This is a genomic window from Micromonospora sp. NPDC004551 (assembly GCF_040609975.1).
GTDB lineage: Bacteria > Actinomycetota > Actinomycetes > Mycobacteriales > Micromonosporaceae > Micromonospora.
On the sequence record NZ_JBEXLM010000003.1, the window covers coordinates 101,401 to 128,232 of the forward strand.

The following is a 26,832-nucleotide window of genomic DNA, read 5'->3' on the forward strand; positions in this document are numbered from 1 at the left end:
GAGGGGTTGGATTTGGCCTGTCGGCACCGGGAGGGTAAAGTTCATTCCTGGCGCCGCAAGGGGCCAATGGGGTATGGGGTAATTGGCAGCCCGACTGATTCTGGTTCAGTTAGTCTAGGTTCGAGTCCTGGTACCCCAGCGCAGCCGCGGATTCGCGAGAATCCCGGACGCTGGATTCTGGCGGAGTTCCGCTCCGCTCCTCGCGACGAGGAGCGGCAGATGATCTCTGATAGAGTGCAGCTTCCCCGCCCGCGAGGGCGCGCGGAAGCATGAAGTTCTGGCCCCGTCGTCTAGCGGCCCAGGACGCCGCCCTCTCAAGGCGGTAGCGCCGGTTCGAATCCGGTCGGGGCTACAACCGCTGGCAGCCCGTCCCACCTCGTTGGGGCGGGCTGTTGTCATGTGGTGCCGATGGTCCGGCGGCCCGACCCCGGCGTGGGGGCCGGATGCGGTGCCGCTAGACTACTGCCGCACCGCTCGTCAGGGCGGTGAAGCAGGAAAAGTGCCTGGCCCCGTCGTCTAGCGGCCCAGGACGCCGCCCTCTCAAGGCGGTAGCGCCGGTTCGAATCCGGTCGGGGCTACCACACCGAACGGCCCGTCTCGCTCCCGCGAGACGGGCCGTTCGCCGTTCCAGGGACGGCTCGCCCACGCACGCCCGCCGATCCCCCCGCGTTGATCAAGAAGTTTGCGTCGGGATCGGGCCGATGCGTGACGCAAACTTCTTGATCAACACGGCGAGGGGCGGGCAGGCCGAGGGCGGGGGCGGTGCGGGGCGGGGCGGGGCGGGGCGGGGCGGGGCGGGGTTACAGGCCGGAGAGGCGTTGGCCGGCTCGGACCACGGCCATGGCGTGGCGTTCGCCGGGGCGGCGGCCCAGGCGTTCGATCGGGCCGGAGATGCTGATCGCGGCGATGACCCGGCCGGTGCGGTCGCGGATCGGGGCTGAGACGCTCGCCACACCGGCCTCCCGCTCGGCGACGCTCTGCGCCCAGCCACGGCGGCGTACCTCGGCGAGGGTGCGGCCGGTGAACTTCGACCGGGGCAGCAGCGGCATGACCGCCTCGGGCGGCTCCCAGGCGAGCAGGATCTGCGCCGCCGACCCGGCCGTCATGGGCAGCACGGAGCCGACCGGCACGGTGTCCCGCAGGCCACTGGCCCGCTCGGCCGCGGCCACGCAGATCCGCTCGTCGGCGCGGCGCAGGTAGAGCTGGGCGCTTTCGCCCGTGGCGTCCCGCAGCGCGGCGAGCAGCGGCTCGGCCGCGGTCAGCAGCACGTCCGGCGCGGCGTTGGCCAGCTCGCCGAGCCGGGGGCCCGGGCGCCAGCGGCCCTGGGTGTCCCGGACCAGCATCCGGTGGATCTCCAGGGCCTGTGCCAGCCGGTGCGCGGTGGCCCGGGGCAGCTTGGTGCGTTCAACGAGTTCGGCCAGGCTGGCGCCGTCGACGCAGGCGGCCAGGATGACCACCGCCTTGTCGAGAACGCCGACACCGCTCATACTGTGTCCCACAAGCCGAAATTTACCTCCCAGAATTTAGGATGTCCAGATGGTGGGAGTCACTCAACCGAGGACCCTGGCCGAGAAGGTCTGGGACGCGCACGTCGTCCGCTCCGCCGCCGGCGAGCCGGACCTGCTCTTCATCGACCTGCACCTGCTCCACGAGGTCACCAGCCCGCAGGCCTTCGACGGGCTGCGCCTGGCCGGCCGCCGGGTCCGCCGCACGGACCTCACGGTCGCGACCGAGGACCACAACACCCCGACCGGGTACGACGACCCGGCGTTCCGCTCCCGGCGCGGCGACCTGCTCACGATCGCGGACCCCACCTCCCGCACCCAGATCGAGACGCTGCGCCGCAACTGCGCCGAGTTCGGCGTGCGGCTGCACCCGCTGGGCGACGAGAACCAGGGCATCGTGCACGTCATCGGCCCCCAGCTCGGCCTCACCCAGCCCGGCATGACGATCGTCTGCGGCGACTCGCACACCGCCACCCACGGCGCGTTCGGGGCGCTGGCCTTCGGCATCGGCACCAGTGAGGTCGAGCACGTGCTGGCCACCCAGACGCTGCCGCAGGCCCGCCCGAAGACGATGGCCGTGAACGTCACGGGCCGGCTCGCCCCCGGGGTGACCGCCAAGGACCTGGTGCTCGCCCTGATCGCCCAGGTGGGCACGGGCGGCGGCCGCGGCCACATCGTGGAGTACCGCGGCGAGGCGATCCGGGGCCTCTCCATGGAGGGCCGGATGACGATCGCGAACATGTCCATCGAGTGGGGCGCCAAGGCCGGCATGATCGCGCCGGACGAGACCACGTTCGCGTACCTCAAGGGTCGGCCCAACGCGCCACAGGGGGCCGACTGGGACGCGGCCGTGGAGTACTGGCGGACGCTGCCCACCGACGAGGGGGCGACCTTCGACACCGAGGTGACCCTGGACGCCGGCCGGATCACGCCCTTCGTCACCTGGGGCACCAACCCCGGTCAGGGCGTGCCGCTGGGTGCCGTCGTGCCGGACCCGGAGGAGTTCGTCACCGAGCCGGAGCGGGTCGCCGCCCGCCGGGCCCTGGAGTACATGGACCTCTCGCCCGGCACCGCCCTGCGGGACCTGGCCGTGGACGTGGTCTTCGTCGGCTCCTGCACCAACGGCCGGCTGGAGGACCTGCGGGCCGCCGCCGACGTGCTGCGCGGGCACCGGGTCGCCGACGGCGTACGCATGCTGGTGGTCCCCGGCTCGGCCGCGGTCCGCGAGGCGGCCGAGGCGGAGGGGCTGGACAAGGTCTTCACCGACGCCGGCGCCGAGTGGCGCTTCGCGGGCTGCTCCATGTGTCTGGGCATGAACCCGGACACGCTGAAGCCCGGTGAGCGCTCCGCCTCGACCTCCAACCGCAACTTCGAGGGCCGCCAGGGCCGGGGCGGGCGTACGCACCTGGTGTCCCCGCCGGTCGCCGCCGCAACCGCCGTGGTCGGCCGGCTGGCCGCCCCCGCCGACCTGTAGAAGGGCAGCCGAGAGATGGACAAGTTCACCACCCACACCGGCACCGCCGTGCCGCTGCGGCGGTCCAACGTGGACACCGATCAGATCATCCCCGCCGTGTACCTCAAGCGGGTGACCCGCACCGGTTTCGCGGACGGGCTGTTCAACGCGTGGCGGGAGGACCCGTCATTCGTCCTCAACGATCCCTCCTATTCGGGTGCGTCGATTCTGGTCGCCGGCCCGGAGTTCGGCACCGGGTCCTCCCGGGAGCACGCCGTCTGGGCACTGCGGGACTGGGGCTTCCGGGCCGTGATCGCGCCGCGCTTCGGCGACATCTTCCGCGGCAACGCGCTCAAGGAAGGTCTCCTTCCGGTCGAGTTGGAATTGAAAGCCGTGGAAGAACTGTGGGATCTCGTGGAATCCGAGCCGACCACCCCGATCACGGTCGACCTCACCGCCCGCCAGGTCCACGCCGGCGACGCCACCTGGGCGTTCCCGCTGGACGACCACAGCCGTTGGCGGCTGATGGAGGGCTTGGATGACATTGGACTCACGCTCCGGCACGAGGCCGAGATCGGCGCCTACGAGGCCTCCCGGCCGTCGTTCCTGCCCTCGGTCGCCTGACCGCAGATAGCTTTTCGCCCCCACCGGCCCGGCCGGTGGGGGCGAATCCGTTACGACACAAGGGCTTTTTTCCACCGAATGTTTGTGTCCAGGCAGCACAGGGCATACCGTGCGCGCAGAATGGCTCGCGACGAGTCAGTTGCACAATCGGGAGGAAGTCGTGAACAAGGCCGAGCTCATCGAGGCGCTCGCCGTTCGCCTGGGGGACCGGAAGACGGCGACGGCCGCGCTCGAGGCGGTCCTCACTGAGGTTCAGGCGGCGGTCACCAAGGGCGAGAAGGTGGCGATCACCGGTTTCGGAGCGTTCGAAAAGCGCATCCGGGGAGCCCGAACAGCGCGCAACCCGCGGACCGGCGAGGCGGTGAAGGTCAAGAAGACCTCCGTGCCGACCTTCCGGGCGGGCGCGGGCTTCAAGGAGATGGTGGCCAGCGGCAAGGTGCCGAAGGCCACGGTCGCCGCCAAGAAGACCACCACGGCCGCCGCCGCGAAGACCACCGGCGCGAAGGCGACCGGGGCCAAGGCGACCGCCGCGAAGAAGACCACGGCGACCGGCGCCGCCAAGAAGACCACGGCGGCGAAGGCCACCAAGACCACCGCCGCGACCAAGAAGGCTGCGCCCGCCAAGAAGGCCGCGACCAAGACGACCGCGGCGAAGAAGACCACCGCGGCCAAGTCGGCCACGGCCAAGAAGACCACCGCCGCCAAGAAGACCACCGCCGCCAAGAAGACGACGGCCGCCAAGAGCACGGCCGCCAAGAAGGCGCCGGCGAAGAAGGCTCCGGCCAAGAAGGCCGCGAGCCGGCGCTGACCGCACCGCCGAAAGGGCGCTCACCGTGCGCGGTGAGCGCCCTTTTCGTGGGTACGCGTTGACCCGCCGTCGTGCGGGCCCGCAGAATCCTCGTGCCGAAAACCCCCGTCGGTCACGAGAAGAGGGGCGCCCGTGCGCCACCGTCACCTCCGCACCGCCGCGCTCGCCCTGGGCGTCGTCGTCCTGCTCGACGTGCTGCGGGTGTGGCTGCCCTCGATCATCACCATCTTCGGCCGGGCCGCCGAGACGCCCGCCGAACTCCTCGGCGCCTTCGCCCTCGGCTGGTTCGTACTCGCGCTCGCCGCGCCCGTCCTGGTCCGCCGGGTCGGCCCGCGCCCCGTGGGCGTGGTCGCGGCCGGGGTGCTGGCCGCCACCCGGCTCGCCCTGACCGCCGCGCCCGGCGGCCGGATCCAGCTCTGGCTGGCCTGCGCCGGCCTGCTCGCCGGTCTGGTCTGGCTCGCCGCGGCCGCCGCGACGGTCGCCCGTCCGGTGCCCGGACTGGCGTACGGCCTGACCGGGGCCGCCGTCGGGCACGCGCTGCTCGGCACCGAGGACCTCGTCTGGCGGGGCGGCGTGCTCGGCTGGGTCCTGTCCGTGCTGCTGGTCGGCGCCTTCCTCGCCGCCCAGCCGGCCGCGTCGCCGCCGGCCGCCGCGCCGGACGGGGGAGAGGGAGGTGCCGCCTGGCTGCTGGTGGGTCCGGTGCTGCTGCTGGCAGGCCAGTCGGCGCTCGCACCGGCGGTGTGGGACGCGGCCGCCTCGTACCGGCACGGGTCGGCGGATCTGTCCGGCCTGGCGCTGCCCCCGGCCCGCCTCGCGGCCGTGCCCGAGGCGGCGATCGGCCTGTTCCTGGTGGCGGTGCTGCTGCGGCCGCCCCGGCCGGTGGCCCGGGTGCTCTGGCCGGCCGCGCTGGTCGTCGGAGCGGGACTGTTCGCCACCGACCGGGCCGGCTGGCTGGCGGCGGCCGTCCTGCTCACCGCCGCCGGTCTCGGTGGCTGCCTCGCCCTCGTGGACACCGTCGCCGATCGCACGGAATCGTTGACCCCTCGCGGATCGGGCACGGAGCCGGACCCGGGTGGCGGGCACGGCGGCCGGCGGCGCGGGTTCGCCGTCGTCGGCGGCATGCTCGGGTTCGCCGTCGGCGCGGTGGCCTACTACGCCGCCTACGACCTCGGGTACCCGAACGGCTGGGTGCCGGTGCTGGCGGCGCTCGTCGTCGCGGTCGCGGCCGTCCTTGCCCCGCCGTCCGTCGCGGCCCCGCTCCGCCCGCCCGTACCGGTGTGGACGGTTCCCGGGGCGATGCTGCTGACCGCCGTGGGCGGCGGGATCCACCGCCCGGTCCCCGCCCCGGAGCCGCCCGCGACACCACCGGCGGCGGTACGGGTGGTGGCGTACAACATCCGGATGGGGTTCGGGCTGGACGGGCGGCTCGACCTCGACGCGCTGACCCGGGCGGTGAACGGCAGCCGGCCGGACGTGGTGCTGCTCAGCGAGGTGGACCGCGGCTGGCTGCTCAACGGCGGCCACGACACCCTCGCCCTGCTGGCGGGGCGGCTGCGGATGCCGTACGTCTTCGCGCCCGCCGCCGACCCGGTGTGGGGCGACGCGGTGCTCAGCCGCTTCCCGGTGCGGGCCGGCCGGACCCTCCCCCTCGCGGCGCACGGCGCGCCGACCGGGGCGCAGGCGCTCGGCGTCACGCTCGACCTCGGCGGCCGGGAACTCGCCGTGGTCGCCACCCACCTGCAACCCCCGCCCGGTCAAGGCCCGGTGGCCCAGGCCGGCGAGGTGGCCGCCTTCGCCACCCGGTACGCGGCCGGCCGCCCGCTGGTGCTCGGCGGCGACCTGAACACCGAGCCGGGCGATGCGGCGTTCGCCGAGTTCACCCGGGCCGGGCTGGTCGACGCGCTGGCCGCGGCCCGCCCACTCCCGACCAGCCCCGCCGACGACCCACGCACCCAGATCGACCACGTCTTCGTGACACCGGGTGTCACCCCGTCCGGCGCGGCGGCGCCGCGCGGCACCGCCAGCGACCACCTCCCGGTCGCCGTGACGCTCGCCCTGCCCTGAGGCCCGTTACAGCCGGTCGGCGGCGAGCAGACGGTCGGCGGTGAAGGCCAGCAGCCAGCCGCCGCCCTTCGGGGTGGTGAAGTCGTCGTCGCGGCCGGTCAGCCGTTCCAGCGCGCCCGGGATCACCTTGCCCTGGCTGCACACCGCGACCGGCTCCCCGGCGGCGGCCAGCGCGGCCAGCCGGGCGGCGGCGGCCAGGGCGCACTCGTCCGGCTGCTGGCCGGGCCGTGGCTCGTCGAGGTCGCCGGCGACCTCGATGGGCAGGTCCAGCAGGGCGGCCGCCGGGTCGAGGGTCTGCACGCAGCGCCGGGCCGAGGCGGAGAGCAGGCGGGCCGGGCGGACCACGGCGACCAGGGGGGCGAGCGCCTGCGCCTGGGCCCAGCCCTCGGCGTCCAGTTCCCGGCCGTTGTCCGGACCGGTCCAGGTGCCCCGCTTACCGGCGTGCGCGTGCCGGACCAGCAGCACCACGGCGGTGACCGGCGGCAGCGCCGCGAACGCGGCGATCACCTCGGCGTCGTGCGGGTAGCTGACCCGGTGTGCCGCCTCGTCGGCGGGGAACCAGGCCACCTCGTCGACCTCGGTGTCCGGCTGGAAACCGCCCTGGGCGACCGCCCGCATCGACCAGTAGTCGACGGCCTTCGGCCGGCCCTCGCTGCGGTAGCGGGCGGTCGGCAGGCGTACCTGCGGCACGGCCCGGACGTCGGTCTCCTCGGCGACCTCGCGGACGGCGGCCCGCAACGGGTGTTCCCCGGCGTCGAGCTTGCCCTTCGGCAGGGACCAGTCGCCGTACCGGGGGCGGTGCACGAGGCAGACCTCGACGCCGGCTCCGGCCGGGCGCCAGACGACCCCGCCCGCCGCCCGGATCCGCACCGGCTCGTCGTCGGTCATCCGCTCACCGTATGCCCGCCCGGAGCGGGCCGTGGTCCGGTCAGCCCGCCCTCCCGCCGACCCGGTGCAGGAGCAGGTCCTGGAGGTGGGTCAGCGGCGTGTCGTCGGTGCCGGTACGCCGCTGCCAGGTGCCGTCGCCGGCCAGCTCGAAGGCGTCCACCTCGGGGCTGAACGCGGCCGTCAGCACGTGGTCCAGTTCGGCCCGGGCCACCGGGTCGCTCACCTGCACCAGCGCCTCGACCCGGCGGTCCAGGTTGCGGTGCATGAGGTCGGCCGAGCCCATCCAGAACTCCGCGTCGCCGTTGTTGCCGAACCGGAAGATCCGCGAGTGCTCCAGGAACCGGCCGAGGATCGAGCGGACCCGGATGTTCTCCGACAGCCCCGGCACGCCCGGCCGCAGCGTGCACATGCCCCGGATCAGCAGGTCCACATGCACCCCGGCGATGGACGCCCGGTAGAGCGCGTCGGTGATCTCCTCGTCGACGAGCGCGTTCACCTTGAACTGCACGAGCCCCGGCATGCCGAGCCGGACGTGCTCGATCTCCCGCTCGATCCGCTCCACGAGCCCGCTGCGGATGCCCTGCGGGGCCACCAGCAGCCGCCGGTAGGCGGTCTGCCGGCTGTAGCCGGTGAGGACGTTGAACAGGTCGGTGAGGTCGGCGCCGATCTCCGGGTCGGCCGTGAGCATGCCGAAATCCTCGTAGAGCCGGGCGGTCTTCGGGTGGTAGTTGCCCGTGCCGATGTGGCAGTAGCGGCGGATCTGGTTGCCCTCCTGGCGTACGACCAGGGCGGTCTTGCAGTGGGTCTTCAGGCCGACCAGGCCGTAGACCACGTGGCAGCCGGCCCGCTCCAGGGTGCGCGCCCAGCCGATGTTGGCCACCTCGTCGAAGCGCGCCTTCAGCTCGACCAGCACCACCACCTGCTTGCCGGCGGCGGCCGCGTCGACCAGCGCGTCGACGATGGGGGAGTCGCCGCTGGTGCGGTAGAGGGTCTGCTTGATGGCCAGCACGTTCGGGTCGGCGGCGGCCTGCTCGACGAAGCGCTGCACGCTGGTCGCGAACGAGTGGTACGGGTGGTGCACCAGCACGTCCCCGTCGCGCAGGGTGGCGAAGACGCTGCGCGGCACCTCGCCCTCGGCGAGCCGGGGGTGGGTGGCCGGCACGAACGGCGGGTCCTTGAGGTCGGGGCGGTCGGCCTCGCCGTAGACCTGCCAGAGCGCGGAGAGGTCGAGCAGGCCGCGGACCCGGAGCACGTCCTGACCGTCCATGTCCAGCTCACGGACGAGCAGCTCCAGCATGTGGTCGGAGATGGAGGCGGCCACCTCCAGCCGCACGGGCGGGCCGAACCGGCGCCGCGCCAGCTCCCGTTCCAGGGCCTGGAGCAGGTCCTCGTCGCGGTCCTCGTCGACCTCCACCTCGGCGTTGCGGGTCACCCGGAACAGGTGGCACTCGACCACCTGCATGCCGGAGAAGAGCTGCCCGAGGTGCACCGAGATGAGGTCCTCCACCGGCAGGAAGCGCACCCCCGGCTCGTCGCGGGCGACCCGGACGAACCGGGGGACGTTGTTCGGCACCTTGACCCGGGCGAACAGTTCCGAGCCGCCGTCGGGGTCGCGCACCGAGACGGCCAGGTTCAGCGACCGGCCGGAGATGTAGGGGAACGGGTGCGCCGGGTCCACCGCGAGCGGGGTGAGCACCGGGAAGATGTGCTCCCGGAACCAGGTGCGCAGCCGCTCGCGCTCGGCGTCGTCGAGGTCGCTCCAGCGCAGGATCCGGATGTCCTCGGCGGCCAGCTTCGGCAGCACGTCGTCGACGAAGCAGGCGGCGTGGCGGGAGACCAGGTCGGCGGTCTTCTCCGCGATGCGTTCCAGCTGGGTGCGCAGCGGCAGCCGGTCGCCACCGCGCACCGGCAGGCCGGCGGAGAGCCGGCGCTTCAGCCCGGCCACCCGCACCATGTAGAACTCGTCCAGGTTGCTGGCGAAGATGGCCAGGAACTTGGCCCGCTCCAGCAGGGGGGTGCGGGCGTCCTCGGCCAGCGCCAGCACGCGGGCGTTGAAGTCGAGCCAGGAGAGTTCCCGGTTGAAGAACCGGTCCTCCGGCAGCGGCCGGGTCGTCGGCGGCTCGACCTGGGGGCCGGGCCCCTCGACCGGGTCGAGGGACTCCTCCAGCCCGGCGGAGGCCGCCGCGACGGGCTCCGGGCTGACGCTCTCCTCCGGGGGACGGACGCGCCGGAACCGGCCGTCGGCGCCGCGGGTCGACGCGCCGTTGCGGGGCGCGCCGGGGTCGACGAGGTGCCGGGGGGCTTCGGGGTGCTCGCGAGGGGTGCTCACCACCTCATGATTCCCCGAGAACGGTGAACGGAAAATGAACTCGGGGCAGGTTGGTCACGCCATCGTCGGCAACGTCACCCGGACGACCTCGCCGGCGGCGTCCCGCTCGATGCGGACGCGCTGCCCGAGCCGGAGCAGCCGCAGCCCGGAGGCGTCGAACGCGCGGGCCGGGAACGCCAGTTCGGTGCCGTCGTCGAGTAGCAGCACGCCGCTGCGGGTCGACGCGTCGTAGGTGGCCACCGTGCCCTGCATGCCAGCACCGTACCCGACGTCCCGGCCGGCCCGGGCCAGCAGCGCGGCGGTGCGCGGACCGGCGCCCAGCCGGGCGGCGGCGGTCAGATCGGCCGGGGTGTCCACGTCCCGGCGCAGCGTGGGCCAGCCGCCGGGCAGCGGCAGCGCCCCGCTCGCCGCGTGCGCCGCCGCCGAGCCGGGCCCGAAGCGGGGCGCCAGGGGCACCCCGGGCGGCGCGGCGAGCAGCACGGTGCCGCTGCCCGGGGCGTCGGCAACGAATCCGCGTACCCCGTCGGCCGGAACGGCCCGCAGCGCCGCGGCCAGGTCGGCCGGGCGCAGCGCGGGCAGGTCGGCGGTGAGGCCGGCCACGGCGGCGCGCGGGCCGGCCACGGCCGCGCCGTGCCGGAAGGCGGCGTTCAACCCGGCCGCCGGGTCCGGCGCGACCTCCCCGCCGGCCGCCGTCGCCTCCGCCGCCACCCGCGGGTCGTCGGTCACCACGAGCACCCGGGCCACCGCCGGGCAGGCCCGCACCGCGCGGACCGTGTCGGCCGCGAGGGCGAGCGCCAGCTCCTCATGGGGTACGCCGGGCAGCGCGCCGCGCAGGCGGCTCTTCGCCACCCCGAGGCGCTTCACCGGCACCACCACGGTCCAGGTCGGCTCAGGCACGTGACAATCCTGCCAGCCGGGCGGCGGTACCCTCACTGGCCGGACCGGGAGCGAGCAGGCATGATTTCGTCCCGGGGCGTGCGCGCATGGAACGAGGAGGCAGGGTGGCACCGCGGAGGCTGGGATTCTGGCCACGGTTCGCCGTGGTGCTGGTGAAGCCGGTGTTGACCGTCTGGACCCGCCGCACCTGGCGGGGCATGGAGCACCTGCCCCGCTCCGGCGGCATCATCATCGTGCCCAACCACATCTCGCACGCGGACCCGCTGGTGTCCGCGCACTTCATCCACGACGCCGGGCGCTGGCCGCAGTTCCTCGGCAAGGCCAGCGTGTTCCGCGTGCCGGTGATCGGCTGGATCCTGCACCGGTGCCGGCAGATCCCGGTCGAGCGCGGCAGCGTCGAGGCGGCCCGGTCGCTGGACAAGCTGGTGGCCGCGGTGGACGGCGGCGGCGCGGTGGTGATCTACCCGGAGGGGACCACCACCCGCGAGCCGGACCTGTGGCCCATGAAGGGCAAGACCGGCGCGGCCCGGCTGGCGCTGGCCACCGGAGCCCCGGTGATCCCGGTCGCCATGGTCGGTCCGGAGAAGATGTTCGACCCGCGGACCGCCCGCATCGGGCTGCGGCCGCGTACGCCGGTGACGGTGGTCGCCGGGCCGCCGGTCGACCTGAGTCGGTGGGCGGGCGCCACGCCGACCCGGGCGATCCTGGAGGAGATGACCGACACGATCATGCTGCGGATCCGGGATCTGGTCGCCGAGATCCGGGGTGGCACACCACCGCCGCTGTGGGAGCGCCCGGCCCGGACGCGCACGCCCGAGGTGACCGAGTGAGCGCGAGGAGTGAGCCGGTGTTGCGAGCCCCGCAGTCGCGAACGAAGGTGGCGCAGTGAGTGGGCATGTCGCCGTGCTGGGCGCCGGCTCGTGGGGCACCGCGTTCGCCAAGATCCTCGCCGACGCCGGCCGGGACGTGACCATCCTGGCCCGGCGCGCCTCGGTGGCCGAGGCGATCCGGTCCGGGCGCCACAATCCGGACTACCTGCCGGACGTGCGGCTGCCCGACCGGGTCACCGCGACCGGCGACGCCGAGGAGGCCATCGCCGGGGCCGAGGTGGTCGTGCTCTCCGTGCCGTCGCAGACGCTGCGCGGCAACCTCGCCGGGTGGACCCCGTACCTGGACGCCGACGCCACGCTGGTCTCCCTCATGAAGGGGATCGAGCTGGGCACCACGAAGCGGATGAGCCAGGTGATCATGGAGACCGCCGGGGTGCCGGCCGACCGGGTGGTGGTCGTCTCCGGCCCCAACCTGGCCCCGGAGATCGCCGCCGAGCAGCCGGCCGCCACCGTGGTCGCCGGCACCGACAGCCGCCGGACCGCCCTGGTGCAGTCGTCGATCAGGACGCCGTACTTCCGGCCGTACACCAATGACGACGTGATCGGCTGCGAGCTGGGCGGGGCCGTGAAGAACGTGATCGCCCTGTCGTACGGCATCGCCACCGCGATGGGCTTCGGTGACAACACCCGGGCCATGCTGATGACCCGCGGCCTGGCCGAGACCGCCCGGCTGGGCGTGGCGCTCGGCGCCGACCCGATCACCTTCGCCGGGCTGGCCGGCATGGGCGACCTGGTCGCCTCCTGCTCGTCGCCACTGGCCCGCAACCGCACCTTCGGCGAGCATCTGGGCCGGGGGGAGACCCTGGAGCAGGCGCAGGCGGCCACCCGGCAGACCGCCGAGGGTGTGAAGAGCTGCCTGGCCATCCGGGACCTGGCCCGGGCGCACGGCGTGGAGATGCCCATCACCGAGCAGATCGAGCGGATCTGCCACGAGGGGATGGACCCGCGGCTCGCCGTGGACGCCCTCATGAGCCGGACCGCGAAGCCCGAGTCGTACGAGTGAGGTGCCGATGAGCGACGAGTGGGGCGACGGGACGCGCAGCGTGCACGCCGGGCTGCCCGCGCCGGAACCGGGCCAGCCCTTCCTGCCCGGCCCGGTCTTCGCGGCGCCGTACCACCTGGACCCGTGGCGCGGGCCGGAGGCGACCCCCAACGGGTACGGGCGGCCGGACAACCCCACCCGTCGGCTGCTGGAGGCGGCCGTCGGCGAGCTGGAGGGCGGCGACTGCCGGGTCTTCGCCAGCGGCCAGGCGGCCATCACCGGGCTGCTGCTGGCCCTGCTGCGCCCCGGTGACACCGTGCTGCTCCCCGCCGACGGCTACTTCCCGGTGCGCGCCTTCGCCACCGCCACCCTGGAGGGCATCGGCGTACGCGTCGGCTTCGTGCCGACGGGCGGGCCGTACCCCTCGTTCGAGGGCGTCCGGCTGGTGCTGCTGGAGACCCCGGCGAACCCCGGCCTGGACGTGGCCGACGTGCCGGCGCTGGCGGTCGCGGCGCACGGCGCCGGGGCCCTCGTGGCGGTCGACAACACCACCGCCACCCCGCTGGGTCAGCGCCCCCTGGAGCTCGGCGCCGACGTGGTGGTCGCCTCCGGCACCAAGGCCCTCACCGGTCACTCCGACCTGCTGCTCGGCTATGTGGCGACCCGCTCGGCCGAGCTGCTCGACGCGGTGACCGCCTGGCGGACGACGACGGGCGGGGTGCCGGGGCCGTTCGACTGCTGGCTGGCCCACCGCTCGCTGGCGACCGTGGACCTGCGGCTGGGCCGGCAGACCGCCAACGCCGAGGCGCTGGCCCGGCTGCTCGCCGGCCGGAGCGACGTCACCGGCCTGCGCTGGCCGGGGCTGCCGGACGACCCCGCGTACGCGGTGGCGTCGGTCCAGATGCGACGGATCCCCGGAGTGCTCTCCTTCGACCTGGGTGATGCCGACCGCGTGGCCCGGTTCCTCGACGCGTCCCGACTGGTGTCCGCCGCCACCTCGTTCGGCGGGTTGCACACCACCGCCGACCGGCGGGCCCAGTGGGGGGACGACACCGCGCCCGGCTTCGTCCGGCTCTCCTGCGGCATCGAGGACTCCGCCGACCTGGTCGCCGACGTGACCGCCGCGCTGGACGCGGCCTGACACCGGCCGGCCCGCTTCGCTAGGGTGACGGGCAGCACGGCCCGCGCGGGCCCCGACCGGAGGAGGTGAGACCGATCCACCAGCAGAGGACCGGCGCTCCCTCCGAGTCCGCGTCGCCGCAGGGTTAGGCGACGCCGGGAGCGCCGATGAGCGTTCCCGAAAGGTCTGCCATGACATCCACCCTGTTCTCCCCTGACCGTCCCGCCCTCGTCCGGCGGCTGCGTGCCGCCGGCTGCGTCTTCGCCGAGGACGAGGCGGACCTGCTGATCGCCGCCGCCGACTCGGCCGAGTCGCTGACCGACCTGGTCGACCGCCGCGTCGCCGGCCTGCCGCTGGAGCACCTGCTCGGGTGGGCGGAATTCTGCGGCCTGCGGGTCGCCGTCGACCCCGGGGTGTTCGTGCCCCGCGGGCGGACCGCCCTGCTGGTCGCCGCCGCCGCGGCGGTGGCCGGACCGTCGCCCGCCGTGCTCGACCTCTGCTGCGGTTCGGGCGCCGCCGCATTGGTGCTCCACCACCGGCTGGCGCCCCGCTGGCTGGCCGCCGCCGATGTCGACCCGGCCGCGGTGGCCTGCGCCCGGCGCAACCTGGCCCCGCTGGGCGTGCCGGTCTACCAGGGTGACCTGTTCGCGCCGCTCCCGGCACGGTGGCGGGGGCGGCTGGACCTGGTGGTGGCGAACGCCCCGTACGTGCCGAGCGACGCGGTGGCGATGCTGCCGCCGGAGGCGCGGCTGCACGAGGCAACGGTGGCGCTGGACGGCGGGGCGGACGGGCTGGCCGTGCTGCGCCGGGTGGCCGCCGGCGCGGCCGAGTGGCTGGCTCCCGGCGGGCACCTCGCCGTGGAGGTGAGCGCCGGCCAGGCCCCGACGCTCTGCGGGATCCTGGCCGACGCCGGCCTGGACCCGTCCGTGGTGCACGACGACGACCTGGAGGCCACCGCCGTCACCGCCCGCCGTCCCGGGTGAGGCGTACGGCCCCCGGGTCGGGCCGCGCGACCGTGGCGGGACCCCGGGGCGGCAACTAGCCTCAGGTCAGGCTCGGCGGGAGGCGGTGGCGGTGGGCAGCGCGGGTGTGCCGGTGGTGGTGGGGCTGGACAACGGCGGCACGAGCAACAACGCCACCGTGCTGACGGCCGACGGCCGGTTCCTGGTGGACGGGCTCGTGGAGATCCCGAGCGAGGTTCAGGCCGGGCCGGAGGCGGCGATCGAGGCCCTGGCCCGGGCGTTCGACGGCGTGCTGGCGCTGACCGGGGTGCCCCGCGAGCTGGTCCGCGCGGTCGGGCTGGACACGCCCGGCCCGGCCAGCGCCACCGGCGTCATCTCCTCGCGCGGGTCGACCAACTTCTCCCAGCCGGCCTGGCGCGGCTACGACGTGCGCGGCGCGCTGGAGCACCGGCTCGGCCTGCCGGTGGTCTACGCCAACGACGGCAACGCGGCGGCCCTCTACGCCCACCACACGCATTTCGGCGCCGACGCGATGGCCCGCTCCTCGGTCGCCGCGATCGTCGGCACCGGGCTCGGTGGCGGGGTGGTCGAGGGCGGCCGGGTGGTCGGCGGCGCGGCCGGCATGGCCGGCGAGTTCGGGCACGTGCACATCCCGCTCGACGGGCTGCTCGGGCCGGGTCAGGCGGTGCCGGTGTGCGCCTGCGGCTTCGCCGGCGACGTCGAGAGCGTCGCCTCGCTCACCGCCATCGCGCACAACCTGCTGCCGTACTGGCTGGGCCGGTTCCCGGAGCATCCGCTGGCCGCCGAGGAGCCGGGCCGGGCGGCGAAGCTGGTCCGCGGCTACGGCGAGCGGGGCGACCCGCTGGCCCGCGAGGTCTTCACCCAGCAGGCCATGGCGCTGGGCCGGCTGTTCACCATCGCGGCCAACTTCACCGACCCGCACGCCTACTTCGTGGGCGGTGGCGTGGTGGAGGCGGCGCCGGAGTTCCGCGACTGGTTCCTGGCCACCGTGCGGGAGCACACCGTGCTCCGTGCCGAGCAGCGCGCGGTGGCCACGTTCGCGCTGGTGCCCGACCGGGACATGGCCGGGGCGCGCGGGGTGGCCATCGCGGCGCTGGAGGCGGTCCGCGGCGGGGCCGCCGCCGGCCCGCTCGTCGCCGGCTGAGCCGCGGCGCGGCCGGGCCGCCGCCCAGCGACGGGTCAGGGGTGCGGCGGGGCGTCGGTGAAGGCGGTCCAGGCGGCCGGGGGAAAGACCAGCACCGGGCCGGCCGGGTCCTTGGAGTCGCGGACCGCCACCGCGTCGGGCAGCGGCGCCATCTCGACGCACGCGCCCTCGTCGCCGCTGTGGCTGCTCTTGCGCCAGCCGGTCACCGGCCGCTGGGGGCTGTTCGTGCCGTTCATGGGTTCCACCTCTCGTTCACCAGTCGGAGCAGCTCGTCCCGGGTGGCCGCCGGGCTCAGCGCCACGGTCCGCAGGTGCTCCATGATCTTCGTGCAGGTGCGCAGGTCGCCCGGCCGGTCCAGCACCATCTGCCCGGCGACCGTCTCCACGGAGGCGATGATCGGGTCCTCCGGATCGGCGAACTCCAGGATGTGCAGGGACCCGCGGGTGCCCCGGTGGTATCCGGCCGAGAGGGGGATCACCTGCACGGTGATGTTGGGCAGCTCGGCCATTTTCAGCAGGTGCTGCAGCTGACCTCCCATCACCGTCCGGTCGCCGACGGGCCGCAGCAGTGCGCCCTCATCGATGATGGCGTCGAGGATCGGCGGATCGTCACCCGTGAGCCGTTGCTGGCGGTCGAGCCGCAGCTTGACCCGCTGCTCCACCTGCTCGTCGCTGAGGGTGTGCGGGCCGCCGCGCATCACCCCGCGGATGTAGTCGGCGGTCTGGAGCAGGCCCGGCACCACGGACGGCTCGAAGTTGGCGATCCCGGTCGCCTCCGCCTCCAGGGCGATGAAATCGATGGTCCGCCGGTCCAGCAGGTACGAGTAGGAGACCCACCAGCCGGGCTTGCGGGCATCCTTGGCGAGCTGCACGGCCGCGGCGATCTCGTCGGGCCCCACCCCGTAGAGGGTGAGCAGCGCCCGCACGGTGGCCGGGTTGACCAGCGTCTGCGCGTTCTCGTAGCGGGACAGGGTGCTGCGGGTGCTGTTGATCTCGTCGGCCGCGGCCTCCAGGGTGAGGCCGGCGGCCTCCCGGTGGGTCCGCAGGGCGATGCCGAGCCGTCGGGCCCGGGCGGTCTTCGGCGCCATGCATCGATGGTCGCACATCGATGGGAGCGTCGGCATGAGAGAAATCCGATGAGAGTTGCATTCACGCGTGTCCACCTGTCAATCTGTGACGGCGTCCTCACCGCCGGTTGTCGTGGCGACGGTGGTGGTGAGCGACCGGAGGGGATGGGGCGCGCGGCGATCGGGTTTTACTCCCCCACGACCCGATCGCCGCGTGCCCGTACCGGCGCGCCAGACGGGGAGGATTCGCGATGACGGTGACGGCCTGCCGCCCGGCGGAAGAGGGTGGGCGGGGATGACGCGGTTCCTCGTGGTCCTCACCGACGTGCGCCCCCTCGACGGGATCTGGCGCAACGAACGCACCAGCCCCGAGCGGCGCCGACAGGTGGTCGGAGCGAGCAGCCGCGAGGCGGCGGACCGGATCGCCGGCGCCTTCATGGCGCTGGGCATGGTCCGCTCCGGCCGGCAACGGGTCAAGGTCATCGCGGTTGGACGCTGGCCGCGGACCACCTGAACTCCACCGGGCCCGCCCCCGGGTCGCGGTGACGGGGGCGGGGAGCCGGGTGGCCGGTGGCAGGTCCCGCCACCGGCCGCCCGGGCTCACCATCGCCACCCATCCGATTACTCCCCGTATACGGCTCGCTGACCGGTTCCGGCCTGCGGCGTCGTCTCCCCGGGTATCCACCACCGACGCTCGCCACGCACAGTAAGGTCAAGCGGGTGAGCGCCCCCGGCGAGCACGGCCAGCCGCAGTCGCGACCGAAGAGGTGACCGGAGTGACCACCCCAGGCAAGACCCGCGTGGCGATCGTCTTCGGCGGCCGCAGCCCGGAGCACGGCATCTCCTGCGTCAGCGCCGGCAGCGTGCTGGCCGCCCTCGACCCGGACGAGTTCGAGGTCGTGCCGGTCGGCATCACCCGGCAGGGCCAGTGGGTGCTGGCCAGCGGCGACCCCGGCCAGCTCGCCATCACCGACCGCAGGCTCCCCGAGATCACCGCCGGCTCGGGCGCCGAGCTGGTGCTGCGGGCCGACCCGGCCGTGGGCGGCCTCATGGTGCTCGACCCGGCCCAGGGCCCGGTGGCGCTGGCCGACGTCGACGTGGTCTTCCCGGTGCTGCACGGCGCGTACGGCGAGGACGGCACGATCCAGGGAATGCTGGAGATGGCCGACATCCCGTACGTCGGGGCGAACGTGTTCGCCTCGGCCGCGGCCATGGACAAGGAGTTCACCAAGAAGCTGTGCGCCGCCGAGGGCATCCCGGTCGGCCCGTACGTGGTGCTCCGCGCCGGGATGACGCTGACCGAGGAGGACAAGAAGCGCCTCGGGCTGCCGGTCTTCGTGAAGCCGTCCCGCGCCGGTTCCTCGTTCGGCATCACCAAGGTCGACGACTGGGCGCAGCTCGACGCGGCGGTCGCCACCGCCCGGGAGATCGACACGAAGGTGCTCGTCGAGGGCGCGATCGTCGGTCGCGAGATCGAGTGCGGCGTGCTGGAGGGCGAGGCCGGCGGCGCCCCGGAGGCGTCGGTGCTGGCCGAGGTGCGGGTGGTCTCCGGCCACGACTGGTACGACTTCGAGGCCAAGTACATCGACGACGCCTGCGAGTACGACATCCCCGCGAACCTGCCCGATCACGTGACCCGGCAGGTGCGCGAGTACGCGACCCGCGCGTTCACGGCGCTGGACTGCTCCGGCCTGGCCCGGGCCGACTTCTTCGTCACCCCGGAGCTGGACGTCTACCTCAACGAGATCAACACCATGCCGGGCTTCACCCCGACCTCGATGTTCCCCCGCATGTGGGCGGCCAGCGGGCTGGAGTATCCGAAGCTGGTCAACCGGCTCATCCGCACCGCCCTGCGCCGCGCCGGCCGCTGACGTCGCGGCCGGCCGGCGACGGTCAGGCGGAGCAGCCGGACGGGGCGGTCTTCGCGGCGGGCACCGAGGCCACCACCGCGTCGGAGATCGGCGTGACCCACTGGAGCGGCTGCTCGTACTGCTTCGGGACGCGCACCCGCACCGGGGTCTCCCGGTCGACGGTGGTCAGCACGGTGGCGTCCGCCTCCTGCACGGCATGCCAGCAGACCTTGTTCACCGACCACACCTCGTCGGTGGGCTGCACGATCGGCGGCGTGCCACCGCAGGCCACGGTGAGCGCCGGATCGCCGTACGCGGCGTTCTGCTCGGCGCCCGCGGTGACCGACCGCTGCGCCAGGTCTCGCACGGTCGACGGGAGCTGCGACAGCAGGGCACGGCAGACCGTGGCCGGGCGCTCGGCCAGGGCCGGGGCCGGCATGTCGACCGGCGCGGTCGACTGCGGCCGGGCGGCGGTCGCCGACGGGCTCGGCGCGGCGGCCGGCGAGTCCGGGGCGAGCTTGGCGAAGGTGAATCCGGCCACCGCCAGGGTGACCGGCACCGCGACGAGGGTCGCCCAGAGCGCGGCGCTGCGGGTCGACCGGTCGCGTCGCGCCGGGCGGGACTCCTCGGCGGCGGGGGAGGGCGTGATCTCTTCCACTTACAGGCGCACCACCGAACACGTGAGGGTGCGGGTGATGCCGGGCACCATCTGCACCTTGCTGACGATCAGTTTGCCGAGCTCGTCGACGGTGTTCGCCTCGGTGAGCACGACCACGTCGTAGGGCCCGGTGACGGCGTCGACGCGTACCACGCCGGCAAGGTCCGCGATCTGACCGGCCACGTCACGCGCCCGCCCGACCTCCGTCTGGATGAGGATGTACGCCTGTACCACGACTCGACCTCCGTCCGTCGCCGCCTCGGGCGGCCCGAAGGGTGAAACTACCCTACGGAGCGGCCCTGATCGGTATCGGTCGTCGGCTGACGGCGGTGAGTGAGCACACGTCGGGGTACTGGTGGCGGGACTGCGGAGCTTGAAGAGCGCGACGAGGGGACGGCATGACGGTCGCGAATGTCGGTGAGTTCGGGCTGATCGACCGGGTGACCGCCCGGTTGGCCCAGGGGGAGAGCTGCCTGCTCGGCCCCGGTGACGACGCGGCGGTGGTGGCGGCGCCGGACCGGCGGGTGGTCGCCTCCACCGATGTGCTGGTCGAGGGCCGGCACTTCCGCCGGGACTGGTCGGGCGCCCGCGACGTGGGGCACCGGGCGGCGGCCGCCAACCTGGCCGACATCGCCGCCATGGGGGCCACCCCGACGGCACTGCTGGTCGCCCTGTGCATGCCGGCCGACCTCGACCCGGGCTGGGCCGAGGAACTGGCCGACGGGCTGGGCGCCGAGGCGGCCCTGGTGGGCGCGAGCGTGGTCGGCGGGGACATGTCCGCCAGCCCGACGCTGACCGTCGCGGTGACCGCCCTCGGCGACCTGGGCGGCCGGCCGCCGGTGGTCCGCTCCGGTGCCCGCCCCGGCGACGTGGTGGCCCTCGCGGGGCGCACCGGCTGGGCGGCCGCCGGCTACACCGTGCTCTCCCGGGGGTTCCGCACGCCCCGGCTGCTGGTGGAGGCGTTCCGCCGCCCCGAGGTGCCGTACGCGGCCGGTCCGGAGGCCGCCGCGCACGGCGCCACCGCCATGATCGACGTGTCGGACGGCCTGCTGGCCGACCTCGGGCACGTGGCGAAGGCCAGCGGGGTGGCCGTCGACCTCACCCGCGAGGCGTTCGAGGTGCCCCGGCAGATGCGCGACGCGGCGCAGGCGCTCGGCGTCGACCCGTACTCGTGGATCCTGGCCGGGGGCGACGACCACGCCCTGGCCGCGACCTTCCCGGCGGCGGCGCTGCCGGCGGGCTGGCGGCCGGTCGGGCGGGTGACCGAGGGCACCGGGGTGACCGTGGACGGCGCGCCGTACGCGGGCGCCGCCGGCTGGGACCACTTCCGCCGCTCGGAGTGATCTGCGTCCGATCCCGGTGGACGGACCCCGGGCGGGCCGGCGACCGGCCGTACCCTTGCCTGTCGTGAGCGAGATCGAGATCCGGGCGCGGCGCTTCGACGCGCCCGAGTCGCAGGCGTTGATCCGGGCGGCCCTGGCCGACCTCGGCGCGCGGTACGGCGGCAGCGGCGACGACACCCCGGTGGACGCGGCCGAGTTCGAGCCGCCGGCCGGCACCTTCCTGGTCGCCTACCTCGACGGGCAGCCGGTGGGCTGCGGCGGCTGGCGTAGCCACGGCGACGACGGCGGGACGGCCGAGCTGAAGCGGATGTACACGGCGCCGGCCGCCCGGGGCCGGGGTGTGGCCCGCGCGGTGCTCGCCGCGGTGGAGCGGTCCGCCCGCGACCACGGCCGCAAGCGGATCATCCTGGAGTGCGGCGACAAGCAGCCCGAGGCGATCGCCATGTACACCTCGGCCGGCTACGAGCGGATCCCGAACTTCGGCTTCTACCAGGACGCCCCGGGCTGCCTCTCCTACGGCCGCACGCTCTGACCCCGGCCGTCAGCCGACGGTGATCCGGATCTCGCTGGCGGCCTTGCGGGCCGCGCTCTCCGCCTCGGTGGGGGTGGCGCCCCAGGCCAGCAGGTGCCCGCTGCGGTGCGCCGAGGAGAGCAGCTCCGGCACCTGGTCGCCGACCTTCGCCTCGATCTGCACGTCGAGCACCCCCGGCACCCGCAGGGCGCCCCGCCGGCCGTCCACCGCGCCGACCCGCCCGGGCGCGGCGACCAGGAACTCGACGGCCGCCGCACCGGTCGGCCGCGACGGCAGCGTCGGCCGCTCGCCGCGCAGCACCCGCAGGTACGCCTCGATGAAGTCGGCCTCGTAGGCGATCGAGATCAGCGCGGTGATCATGTCGCCGGGCATCCGGGCGGCGCACTCGACCAGCGTCGGCACGCCGTCTACCAGGATCCATTCGCTGTGCAGCATGCCGCTGCGGAAGCCGGCCGCCTCGGCGAGCCGCACGGCGGCGTCCCGCAGCGCGCCCCGCTCCGCCCCCGGCAGCGCGGACGGCACGGTGTGCCCGGTCTCCACCGGGTACCGGCCGCCGGCGATCCGCTTGTCCGTGACGTTCGCGAAGATCGTCTCGCCCTCGGCGACCAGCAGCTCGACGCTGTGCTCCGAGCCGACCAGCAGTTCCTCGACCAGCACCCCGGTGGGCAGGCCGCGCTCGACGGTCTCAGCCGGCTCGGGCGGCGTCGCGCTGGCCGCCCAGCGCCCGGCGATCTCCGCCGGGTCGGTGACCAGCTGCACGCCCAGGCTGCCGGAGCGGCGGGTGGGCTTGAGCACGCACCGGCCGCCGTGGGCCCGGGCGAACTCCTCGGCGCGCGCCGGGTCGTCGACCAGCTCGTACGCCGGGTTGGCCAGGCCGGTCGCGTCGGCGAGCAGCCGCATCCGGTGCTTGTCGGAGAAGACGTCGGCGGCGGCCACTCCGGCGCCGGGCAGGCCGAGCCGGTCGGCCAGCCGGGCGGTGGCGCCCACGGCGTACTCCAGGCCGGGCAGGATCAGCCGGGCGTCGGCGAGACCGGGCTCGCGGGCGAGCAGGGCGTCGGCGTCGAAGCCGGTCTGGTACTCCGCCGGCACCAGCCGGGCGACCATCGACAGCCCGGCGACGAAGCGGTCCAGGCCGCGGCGCCGGATCACATCCGGCTCCTCCACCAGGACCACGCTGCCGGGCGGCAGCTCCTGGTCGAACCAGCGCAGCGAGCCGAACGACCCGCCGATCACCACCAGCTGCTCCCGCCCCAGGTCCAGCTCCACCGGTCGTTCCTCCCCACGCCTCGCACCGGAACGGACGGCCGGCGCAGCAGCACCCTAACCGGGCCGGCGCGTCCGGCCACCGGTCGGTCGGCCACCCGTCAGCGGTGAACGGTGGACACGACGAAAGCCGGCGGACCCGAGGGGTCCGCCGGCATCCGGCGAATCTGTGCAGGCGGTGCTACCGCGTCAGGCGCGGGTGACCTTGCCGGCCTTGATGCACGAGGTGCAGACCTGCATCTTCTTGGTGGTGCCGCCACCGGCCGGGGTACGCACCGACTGGATGTTCGGGTTCCAGCGGCGGTTGGTCCGCCGGTGCGAGTGGGACACGTTGTGGCCGAAGCCCGGCCCCTTGCCACAGACGTCGCACACGCTAGCCACGGGATACTCCTGGGATTGAAACGTTCATGAGGTCGCCGCCAGGCGCTGCCCGGGCAACCTGGCCAGGTTACCCGATGACCGGCCGGTACGCCCAACCGCCCCGGTCCGGGGCCGGCCCAGCGTACCCGCGGGGACGGCCGGCGGGCGGCGGGCCGGTCCCCGGACGGCTCCGGACACGCCGGGCGGAAGCGGCCGGCTCCGGCGGCTGTCGGTGCGCGCCAGTAGGCTTCCCGACGTGCTGGACACCCTCGACGCCGCCGCGGTGCGCCGCTGGTGCGCGAGCGGGCTGGCCGCTCTCCAGCGCCATCAGGGCGAGATCGACGAGCTCAACGTCTACCCGGTCCCCGACGGCGACACCGGGACCAACCTGGTGCTCACCCTCACCTCGGCCCAGCAGGCCCTCGCCATGGACCTGGAGACCCTCCCCGACGACGGGCACACCCCGCACGGGCACGCCCTCCGGCTGATGGCCCGGGGCGCGCTGCTCGGCGCGCGGGGCAACTCCGGGGTGATCCTCTCGCAGATCCTGCGCGGCTTCGCCGACGCGCTCGCCGCCGCTCCGGCGGTCCGCGGCCGCCAGCTCGCCACCGCGCTGGCCGACGCCACGACGGCCGCCTACGCCGCCGTCGCCCACCCGGTCGAGGGCACCCTGCTCAGCGTCGTGGCCGCCGCCGCCCACGCGGCCGAGCGGGCGGACTCCGACGACCTGCGGGCGGTGGCCCGGGCGGCGGCCGGCGAGGCGGCCCGCGCGCTGGCGCGTACCCCCGAGCAGTTGCCCGCGCTCGCCCGGGCCGGCGTGGTCGACGCCGGCGGGCGCGGTCTCTGCCTGCTGCTCGACGCGCTCGTCGAGGTGATCACCGGGGAGAGCCCGCGGCAGCCGGCGCCCGCGCCGCCCGCGGCCCGCGTGCCCGCCACCGCCGTCCGGGAGACCGGCTCCCCGGCATACGCCTACGAGGTGCAGTACCTGCTCGACGCCACCGACGAGGCGGTGACCCGGCTGCGCGGCGAGCTGGACGCCCTCGGCGACTCCCTGGTGATCGTCGGCGACGCCGGCACCTGGAACGTGCACGTGCACGTCAACGACGTGGGGGCGGCCGTCGAGGCCGGCGTGGTGGCCGGCCGGCCGCACCGGATCACGGTGACCCGGTTCGCCGACCAGACGGCCCCGGCGCCGTCGACCCCCGCGGCGCCGGCCGACGGCCGGGCCGCCGTGGTGGTGGCCACCGGCGCCGGCATCGCCGAGCTGTTCGGCGCCGAGGGCGCCACCGTGGTGCCGGCCAACCCGTCCACCGGCGAGCTGCTCGACGCGATCCGGGCCACCCGCGCCGCCCGGGTGGTGGTGCTGCCCAACGACCCCAACACCCAGTCGGTGGCGAGCGCCGCCGCGCGGGAGGCGCACGGCCTGGGGGTGAAGGTGAGCGTCGTGCCCACCCGGTCCCCGGTGCAGGCCCTCGCCGCCCTCGCCGTGCGGGACCCGAAGCGCCGCTTCGAGGATGACGTCATCGCCATGGCCGAGGCCGCCGGCGCCTGCCGCTACGCCGAGGTCTGCCACGCGAGCAAGGAGGCGCTCACCGTGGCCGGTCCGTGCCGGCCGGGCGACGTGCTGGCGCTGGTCGAGGGGGAGGTGCACCTCATCGGCGCCGACCTCCTCGACACCTGCACGGCCGTGGTCGACCGGATGCTCGGTGGCGGCGGCGAGCTGGTCACCCTGCTCTGCGGGGCGGACGCCCCGGCCGGGCTGGCGGACCGGGTGCGCGAGCACGTCGAGCGGTCCTGGCCGTTCGTCGAGGTGCAGGCGTACGAGGGCGGGCAGCCGCACTATCCGCTCCTGGTGGGGGTCGAATGACGAGCGAACCGGCGACGGTGGACACGCCGCTCAAGAAGCTGGTCGGGGAGCGCACGGCCAAGGCCCTGGCGAGCCATCTCGACCTGCACACGGCCGGCGACCTGATCTACCACTTCCCCCGCCGCTACGACGAGCGCGGCGAGCACACCGACATCCGCTCGCTGGACGTGGGGGAGCAGGTCACCGTGCTGGCCCAGGTGCAGCGCACGGCGGTCCGGCCGATGCGGCAGCGCCGGGGCAACCTGCTGGAGGTCACCGTCGGCGACGGCTCCGGCGGGGTGCTGACCCTCACCTTCTTCGGCAACCAGGCGTGGCGGGAGCGGGAGCTGCGCCCGGGCCGCTGGGGGCTGTTCGCCGGCAAGGTCACCGAGTTCCGGGGCAAGCGGCAGCTCAACGGCCCCGAATACGTGCTGCTCGGCGAGGGCGGCGACGGCGAGGCGGCGGCCAACGAGGAGGTCGAGGAGTTCGCCGGGGCCCTGATCCCGGTCTACCCGGCCGCGGCGGCCGTGCCGACCTGGGTGATCGCCCGCTGCGTCCGGGTGGTCCTGGACACCTTCACCCCGCCCGAGGACCCACTGCCGGCCACCGTGCGGGCCGGCCGCAACCTGGTCGGCATCGGCGCCGCGCTGCGGGAGATCCACCGGCCCACCAGCAAGGAGGAGCTGTACAAGGCGCGCCGCCGGCTCAAGTGGGACGAGGCGTTCGCCGTGCAGCTCACCCTCGTGCAGCGCAAGCACCGGGCCGCGGCGTGGCCGGCGAAGGCCCGGCCGGCGAAGCCGGGCGGGCTGCTCGACGCGTTCGACGCCCGGCTGCCCTACGAGCTGACCTCCGGCCAGCAGGCCGTCGGCCGGGAGATCGCCGCCGACCTGGCCACCGCGCACCCGATGCACCGGCTGCTCCAGGGTGAGGTGGGCTCCGGCAAGACCGTGGTGGCGCTGCGGGCCATGCTCCAGGTGGTCGACGCCGGCGGGCAGGCCGCGCTGCTCGCCCCGACCGAGGTGCTCGCGGCCCAGCATTACCGGGGCATGCTCGACCTGCTCGGCCCGCTCGCGCAGGCGGGCGAGCTGGGCGCCGCCGACGACGCCACCCGGGTCGAGCTGGTCACCGGCTCGCTGGGCGCGGCGGCCCGGCGGCGGGCGCTCGCCGAGGTGGCCGAGGGGCGCGCGGGCATCGTGCTCGGCACCCACGCCCTGCTCTACGAGGGGGTCGACTTCGACGACCTGGGCCTCGTGGTGGTCGACGAGCAGCACCGGTTCGGCGTGGAGCAGCGGGACGCGCTGCGGGCCAAGGCCGACCAGCCGCCGCACGTGCTGGTCATGACCGCCACCCCGATCCCGCGCACGGTCGCCATGACCGTCTACGGCGACCTGGAGATCTCCACGCTGTCCCAGCTGCCGCAGGGCCGCTCGCCGATCGCCTCGCACGTGGTGCCGGCCGCCGAGAAGCCGGCCTTCCTCGACCGCGCCTGGCGCCGGCTGCGCGAGGAGGTCGCCAAGGGACACCAGGCGTACGTGGTGTGCCCGCGGATCGGTGAGGGGCCGGCCTCGGACGAGGAGGCGCCCCGCGAGGACGACAACGGCCGCCGGCCCCCGCTCGCGGTGACCGAGGTGGCCCCCCTGCTCGCCGAGGGGCCGCTGCACGGGCTGCGGATCGGGGTGCTGCACGGGCGGCTGCCGGCCGACGAGAAGGACGCCGTGATGCGCTCCTTCGCCGCCGGCGACCTCGACGTGCTGGTGGCCACCACGGTGGTCGAGGTGGGCGTCAACGTGCCCAACGCCACGGTGATGATCGTGCTCGACGCCGACCGGTTCGGCGTCTCCCAGCTGCACCAGCTGCGCGGCCGGGTGGGCCGGGGCTCGGCCGCCGGCCTCTGCCTGCTGGTCACCGAGGCGATGGAGGGTTCCTCCGCCCGGGAGCGGCTCGACGCGGTCGCCTCCACCACCGACGGGTTCAAGCTCGCCGAGCTAGATCTGGAGCAGCGCCGGGAGGGTGACGTGCTGGGCGCCACCCAGTCCGGCCGCCGGTCCCACCTGCGGCTGCTGTCGCTGCTGCGCGACACCGACCTCATCCGGGACGCCCGGGCCGAGGCGATCACCCTGGTCGAGGAGGATCCGGAGCTGGCGCGGCATCCGGCGTTGGCCGCCTCGGTCGCGGCCCTGGTCGATGAGGAGCGCGCCGAATACCTGGAGAAGGGCTGACCCCACCG

General features: G+C 74.7%; 25 protein-coding genes, 3 tRNA genes and 1 pseudogene. 18 read left to right on the forward strand and 11 right to left on the reverse strand.

Going from position 1 to position 26,832, the window contains the following annotated elements:
* The first annotated feature begins 67 nt into the window (after window positions 1–67).
* From ABZW14_RS05875 to ABZW14_RS05885, 3 genes are all read left to right on the forward strand, one after another.
* Window positions 68–139: transfer RNA gene (locus ABZW14_RS05875), tRNA-Gln, on the forward strand.
* Between the two features lie 140 nt (window positions 140–279).
* Window positions 280–352: transfer RNA gene (locus ABZW14_RS05880), tRNA-Glu, on the forward strand.
* A gap of 153 nt (window positions 353–505) precedes the next feature.
* A tRNA-Glu gene (locus ABZW14_RS05885) sits at window positions 506–581 on the forward strand.
* Window positions 582–800: 219 nt separating this feature from the next.
* Here the strand turns inward: ABZW14_RS05885 and ABZW14_RS05890 are convergent.
* The gene (locus ABZW14_RS05890) at window positions 801–1,487 is read right to left on the reverse strand and encodes an IclR family transcriptional regulator (RefSeq protein ID WP_013284529.1); all 687 of its coding nucleotides are present in this window, start codon (window positions 1,485–1,487) and stop codon (window positions 801–803) included.
* Window positions 1,488–1,536: 49 nt separating this feature from the next.
* Here ABZW14_RS05890 and leuC point away from each other — a divergent pair, with 49 nt between their 5' ends.
* The 4 genes from leuC (at window position 1,537) to ABZW14_RS05910 (ending at window position 6,454) form a co-directional block, all read left to right on the forward strand.
* A complete protein-coding gene (gene leuC, locus ABZW14_RS05895; RefSeq protein WP_355340461.1) occupies window positions 1,537–2,979 on the forward strand; it encodes a 3-isopropylmalate dehydratase large subunit in 1,443 nt (480 codons plus the stop codon).
* A gap of 15 nt (window positions 2,980–2,994) precedes the next feature.
* Window positions 2,995–3,582 (forward strand): 3-isopropylmalate dehydratase small subunit, encoded by a 588-nt coding sequence (gene leuD / locus ABZW14_RS05900; RefSeq protein ID WP_355340464.1) that lies wholly within the window; start codon window positions 2,995–2,997, stop codon window positions 3,580–3,582.
* 160 nt (window positions 3,583–3,742) lie between these two features.
* Complete coding sequence (locus ABZW14_RS05905) at window positions 3,743–4,390, forward strand: HU family DNA-binding protein (protein WP_355340467.1); 648 nt, start codon at window positions 3,743–3,745, stop codon at window positions 4,388–4,390.
* Window positions 4,391–4,522: 132 nt separating this feature from the next.
* The gene (locus ABZW14_RS05910; RefSeq protein WP_355340470.1) at window positions 4,523–6,454 is read left to right on the forward strand and encodes an endonuclease/exonuclease/phosphatase family protein; all 1,932 of its coding nucleotides are present in this window, start codon (window positions 4,523–4,525) and stop codon (window positions 6,452–6,454) included.
* Window positions 6,455–6,460: 6 nt separating this feature from the next.
* Here ABZW14_RS05910 and ABZW14_RS05915 read toward each other — a convergent pair whose 3' ends face one another.
* The 4 genes and pseudogenes from ABZW14_RS05915 to cofC form a co-directional block, all read right to left on the reverse strand.
* Entirely contained in the window at window positions 6,461–7,342 is an 882-nt protein-coding gene (locus tag ABZW14_RS05915) for an NUDIX hydrolase (protein WP_355340473.1), read from the reverse strand.
* 40 nt (window positions 7,343–7,382) lie between these two features.
* Complete coding sequence (locus ABZW14_RS05920; RefSeq protein WP_355340476.1) at window positions 7,383–9,671, reverse strand: RNA degradosome polyphosphate kinase; 2,289 nt, start codon at window positions 9,669–9,671, stop codon at window positions 7,383–7,385.
* Window positions 9,672–9,725: 54 nt separating this feature from the next.
* Window positions 9,726–9,923 (reverse strand): hypothetical protein, encoded by a 198-nt coding sequence (locus tag ABZW14_RS05925; protein WP_212838810.1) that lies wholly within the window; start codon window positions 9,921–9,923, stop codon window positions 9,726–9,728.
* Window positions 9,924–9,962: 39 nt separating this feature from the next.
* Window positions 9,963–10,568, reverse strand: a pseudogene (cofC, locus tag ABZW14_RS05930) (2-phospho-L-lactate guanylyltransferase); the annotation flags it as partial.
* A gap of 104 nt (window positions 10,569–10,672) precedes the next feature.
* Between cofC and ABZW14_RS05935 the strand changes: the two are divergent.
* From ABZW14_RS05935 to ABZW14_RS05955, 5 genes are all read left to right on the forward strand, one after another.
* Window positions 10,673–11,398 (forward strand): lysophospholipid acyltransferase family protein, encoded by a 726-nt coding sequence (locus ABZW14_RS05935; protein WP_355340479.1) that lies wholly within the window; start codon window positions 10,673–10,675, stop codon window positions 11,396–11,398.
* 55 nt (window positions 11,399–11,453) lie between these two features.
* On the forward strand, window positions 11,454–12,461 hold the full coding sequence (locus tag ABZW14_RS05940; protein WP_355340482.1) for an NAD(P)H-dependent glycerol-3-phosphate dehydrogenase: 1,008 nt from the start codon (window positions 11,454–11,456) through the stop codon (window positions 12,459–12,461).
* A gap of 7 nt (window positions 12,462–12,468) precedes the next feature.
* Entirely contained in the window at window positions 12,469–13,581 is a 1,113-nt protein-coding gene (locus tag ABZW14_RS05945) for a cystathionine gamma-lyase (RefSeq protein ID WP_355340485.1), read from the forward strand.
* 170 nt (window positions 13,582–13,751) lie between these two features.
* On the forward strand, window positions 13,752–14,543 hold the full coding sequence (locus tag ABZW14_RS05950) for a putative protein N(5)-glutamine methyltransferase (protein WP_355340488.1): 792 nt from the start codon (window positions 13,752–13,754) through the stop codon (window positions 14,541–14,543).
* Between the two features lie 91 nt (window positions 14,544–14,634).
* The gene (locus ABZW14_RS05955; protein WP_355340491.1) at window positions 14,635–15,687 is read left to right on the forward strand and encodes an ROK family protein; all 1,053 of its coding nucleotides are present in this window, start codon (window positions 14,635–14,637) and stop codon (window positions 15,685–15,687) included.
* Window positions 15,688–15,722: 35 nt separating this feature from the next.
* On the opposite strand, the gene ABZW14_RS05960 is transcribed toward ABZW14_RS05955, so the two are convergent.
* Window positions 15,723–15,923: a DUF397 domain-containing protein gene (locus ABZW14_RS05960; RefSeq protein ID WP_355340494.1), complete on the reverse strand. Its 201-nt coding sequence runs from the start codon at window positions 15,921–15,923 to the stop codon at window positions 15,723–15,725.
* Window positions 15,920–16,774, reverse strand: coding sequence for a helix-turn-helix transcriptional regulator (locus ABZW14_RS05965; protein ID WP_355340496.1), 855 nt, complete (start codon window positions 16,772–16,774; stop codon window positions 15,920–15,922). Before ABZW14_RS05965 ends, ABZW14_RS05960 begins: the two co-directional genes overlap by 4 nt.
* Window positions 16,775–17,048: 274 nt before the next feature.
* Between ABZW14_RS05965 and ABZW14_RS05970 the strand changes: the two genes are divergently transcribed.
* Window positions 17,049–17,267, forward strand: a complete 219-nt coding sequence (locus ABZW14_RS05970) for a hypothetical protein (RefSeq protein ID WP_355340499.1) — start codon at window positions 17,049–17,051, stop codon at window positions 17,265–17,267.
* Between the two features lie 262 nt (window positions 17,268–17,529).
* Entirely contained in the window at window positions 17,530–18,624 is a 1,095-nt protein-coding gene (locus tag ABZW14_RS05975; protein WP_355340502.1) for a D-alanine--D-alanine ligase family protein, read from the forward strand.
* Between the two features lie 22 nt (window positions 18,625–18,646).
* On the opposite strand, the gene ABZW14_RS05980 is transcribed toward ABZW14_RS05975, so the two are convergent.
* Window positions 18,647–19,261 (reverse strand): DUF3515 family protein, encoded by a 615-nt coding sequence (locus ABZW14_RS05980; RefSeq protein ID WP_355340505.1) that lies wholly within the window; start codon window positions 19,259–19,261, stop codon window positions 18,647–18,649.
* On the reverse strand, window positions 19,262–19,495 hold the full coding sequence (locus ABZW14_RS05985) for an Lrp/AsnC ligand binding domain-containing protein (protein WP_018786298.1): 234 nt from the start codon (window positions 19,493–19,495) through the stop codon (window positions 19,262–19,264).
* Window positions 19,496–19,659: 164 nt separating this feature from the next.
* Here ABZW14_RS05985 and ABZW14_RS05990 point away from each other — a divergent pair, with 164 nt between their 5' ends.
* Both ABZW14_RS05990 and ABZW14_RS05995 read left to right on the forward strand, forming a co-directional pair.
* Window positions 19,660–20,604 (forward strand): thiamine-phosphate kinase, encoded by a 945-nt coding sequence (locus ABZW14_RS05990; RefSeq protein ID WP_355340508.1) that lies wholly within the window; start codon window positions 19,660–19,662, stop codon window positions 20,602–20,604.
* A gap of 64 nt (window positions 20,605–20,668) precedes the next feature.
* Window positions 20,669–21,136: a GNAT family N-acetyltransferase gene (locus ABZW14_RS05995; protein WP_355340511.1), complete on the forward strand. Its 468-nt coding sequence runs from the start codon at window positions 20,669–20,671 to the stop codon at window positions 21,134–21,136.
* A gap of 9 nt (window positions 21,137–21,145) precedes the next feature.
* Here ABZW14_RS05995 and ABZW14_RS06000 read toward each other — a convergent pair whose 3' ends face one another.
* A complete protein-coding gene (locus tag ABZW14_RS06000) occupies window positions 21,146–22,402 on the reverse strand; it encodes an ATP-grasp domain-containing protein (protein WP_355340514.1) in 1,257 nt (418 codons plus the stop codon).
* Between the two features lie 186 nt (window positions 22,403–22,588).
* On the reverse strand, window positions 22,589–22,780 hold the full coding sequence (gene rpmB / locus ABZW14_RS06005; protein ID WP_073832489.1) for a 50S ribosomal protein L28: 192 nt from the start codon (window positions 22,778–22,780) through the stop codon (window positions 22,589–22,591).
* Window positions 22,781–23,015: 235 nt separating this feature from the next.
* Here rpmB and ABZW14_RS06010 point away from each other — a divergent pair, with 235 nt between their 5' ends.
* Together ABZW14_RS06010 and recG are read left to right on the forward strand one after the other, a co-directional pair.
* Complete coding sequence (locus tag ABZW14_RS06010) at window positions 23,016–24,626, forward strand: DAK2 domain-containing protein (RefSeq protein WP_355340517.1); 1,611 nt, start codon at window positions 23,016–23,018, stop codon at window positions 24,624–24,626.
* Window positions 24,623–26,824, forward strand: coding sequence for an ATP-dependent DNA helicase RecG (recG, locus tag ABZW14_RS06015; protein ID WP_355340520.1), 2,202 nt, complete (start codon window positions 24,623–24,625; stop codon window positions 26,822–26,824). Before ABZW14_RS06010 ends, recG begins: the two co-directional genes overlap by 4 nt.
* Window positions 26,825–26,832 lie beyond the last annotated feature (8 nt).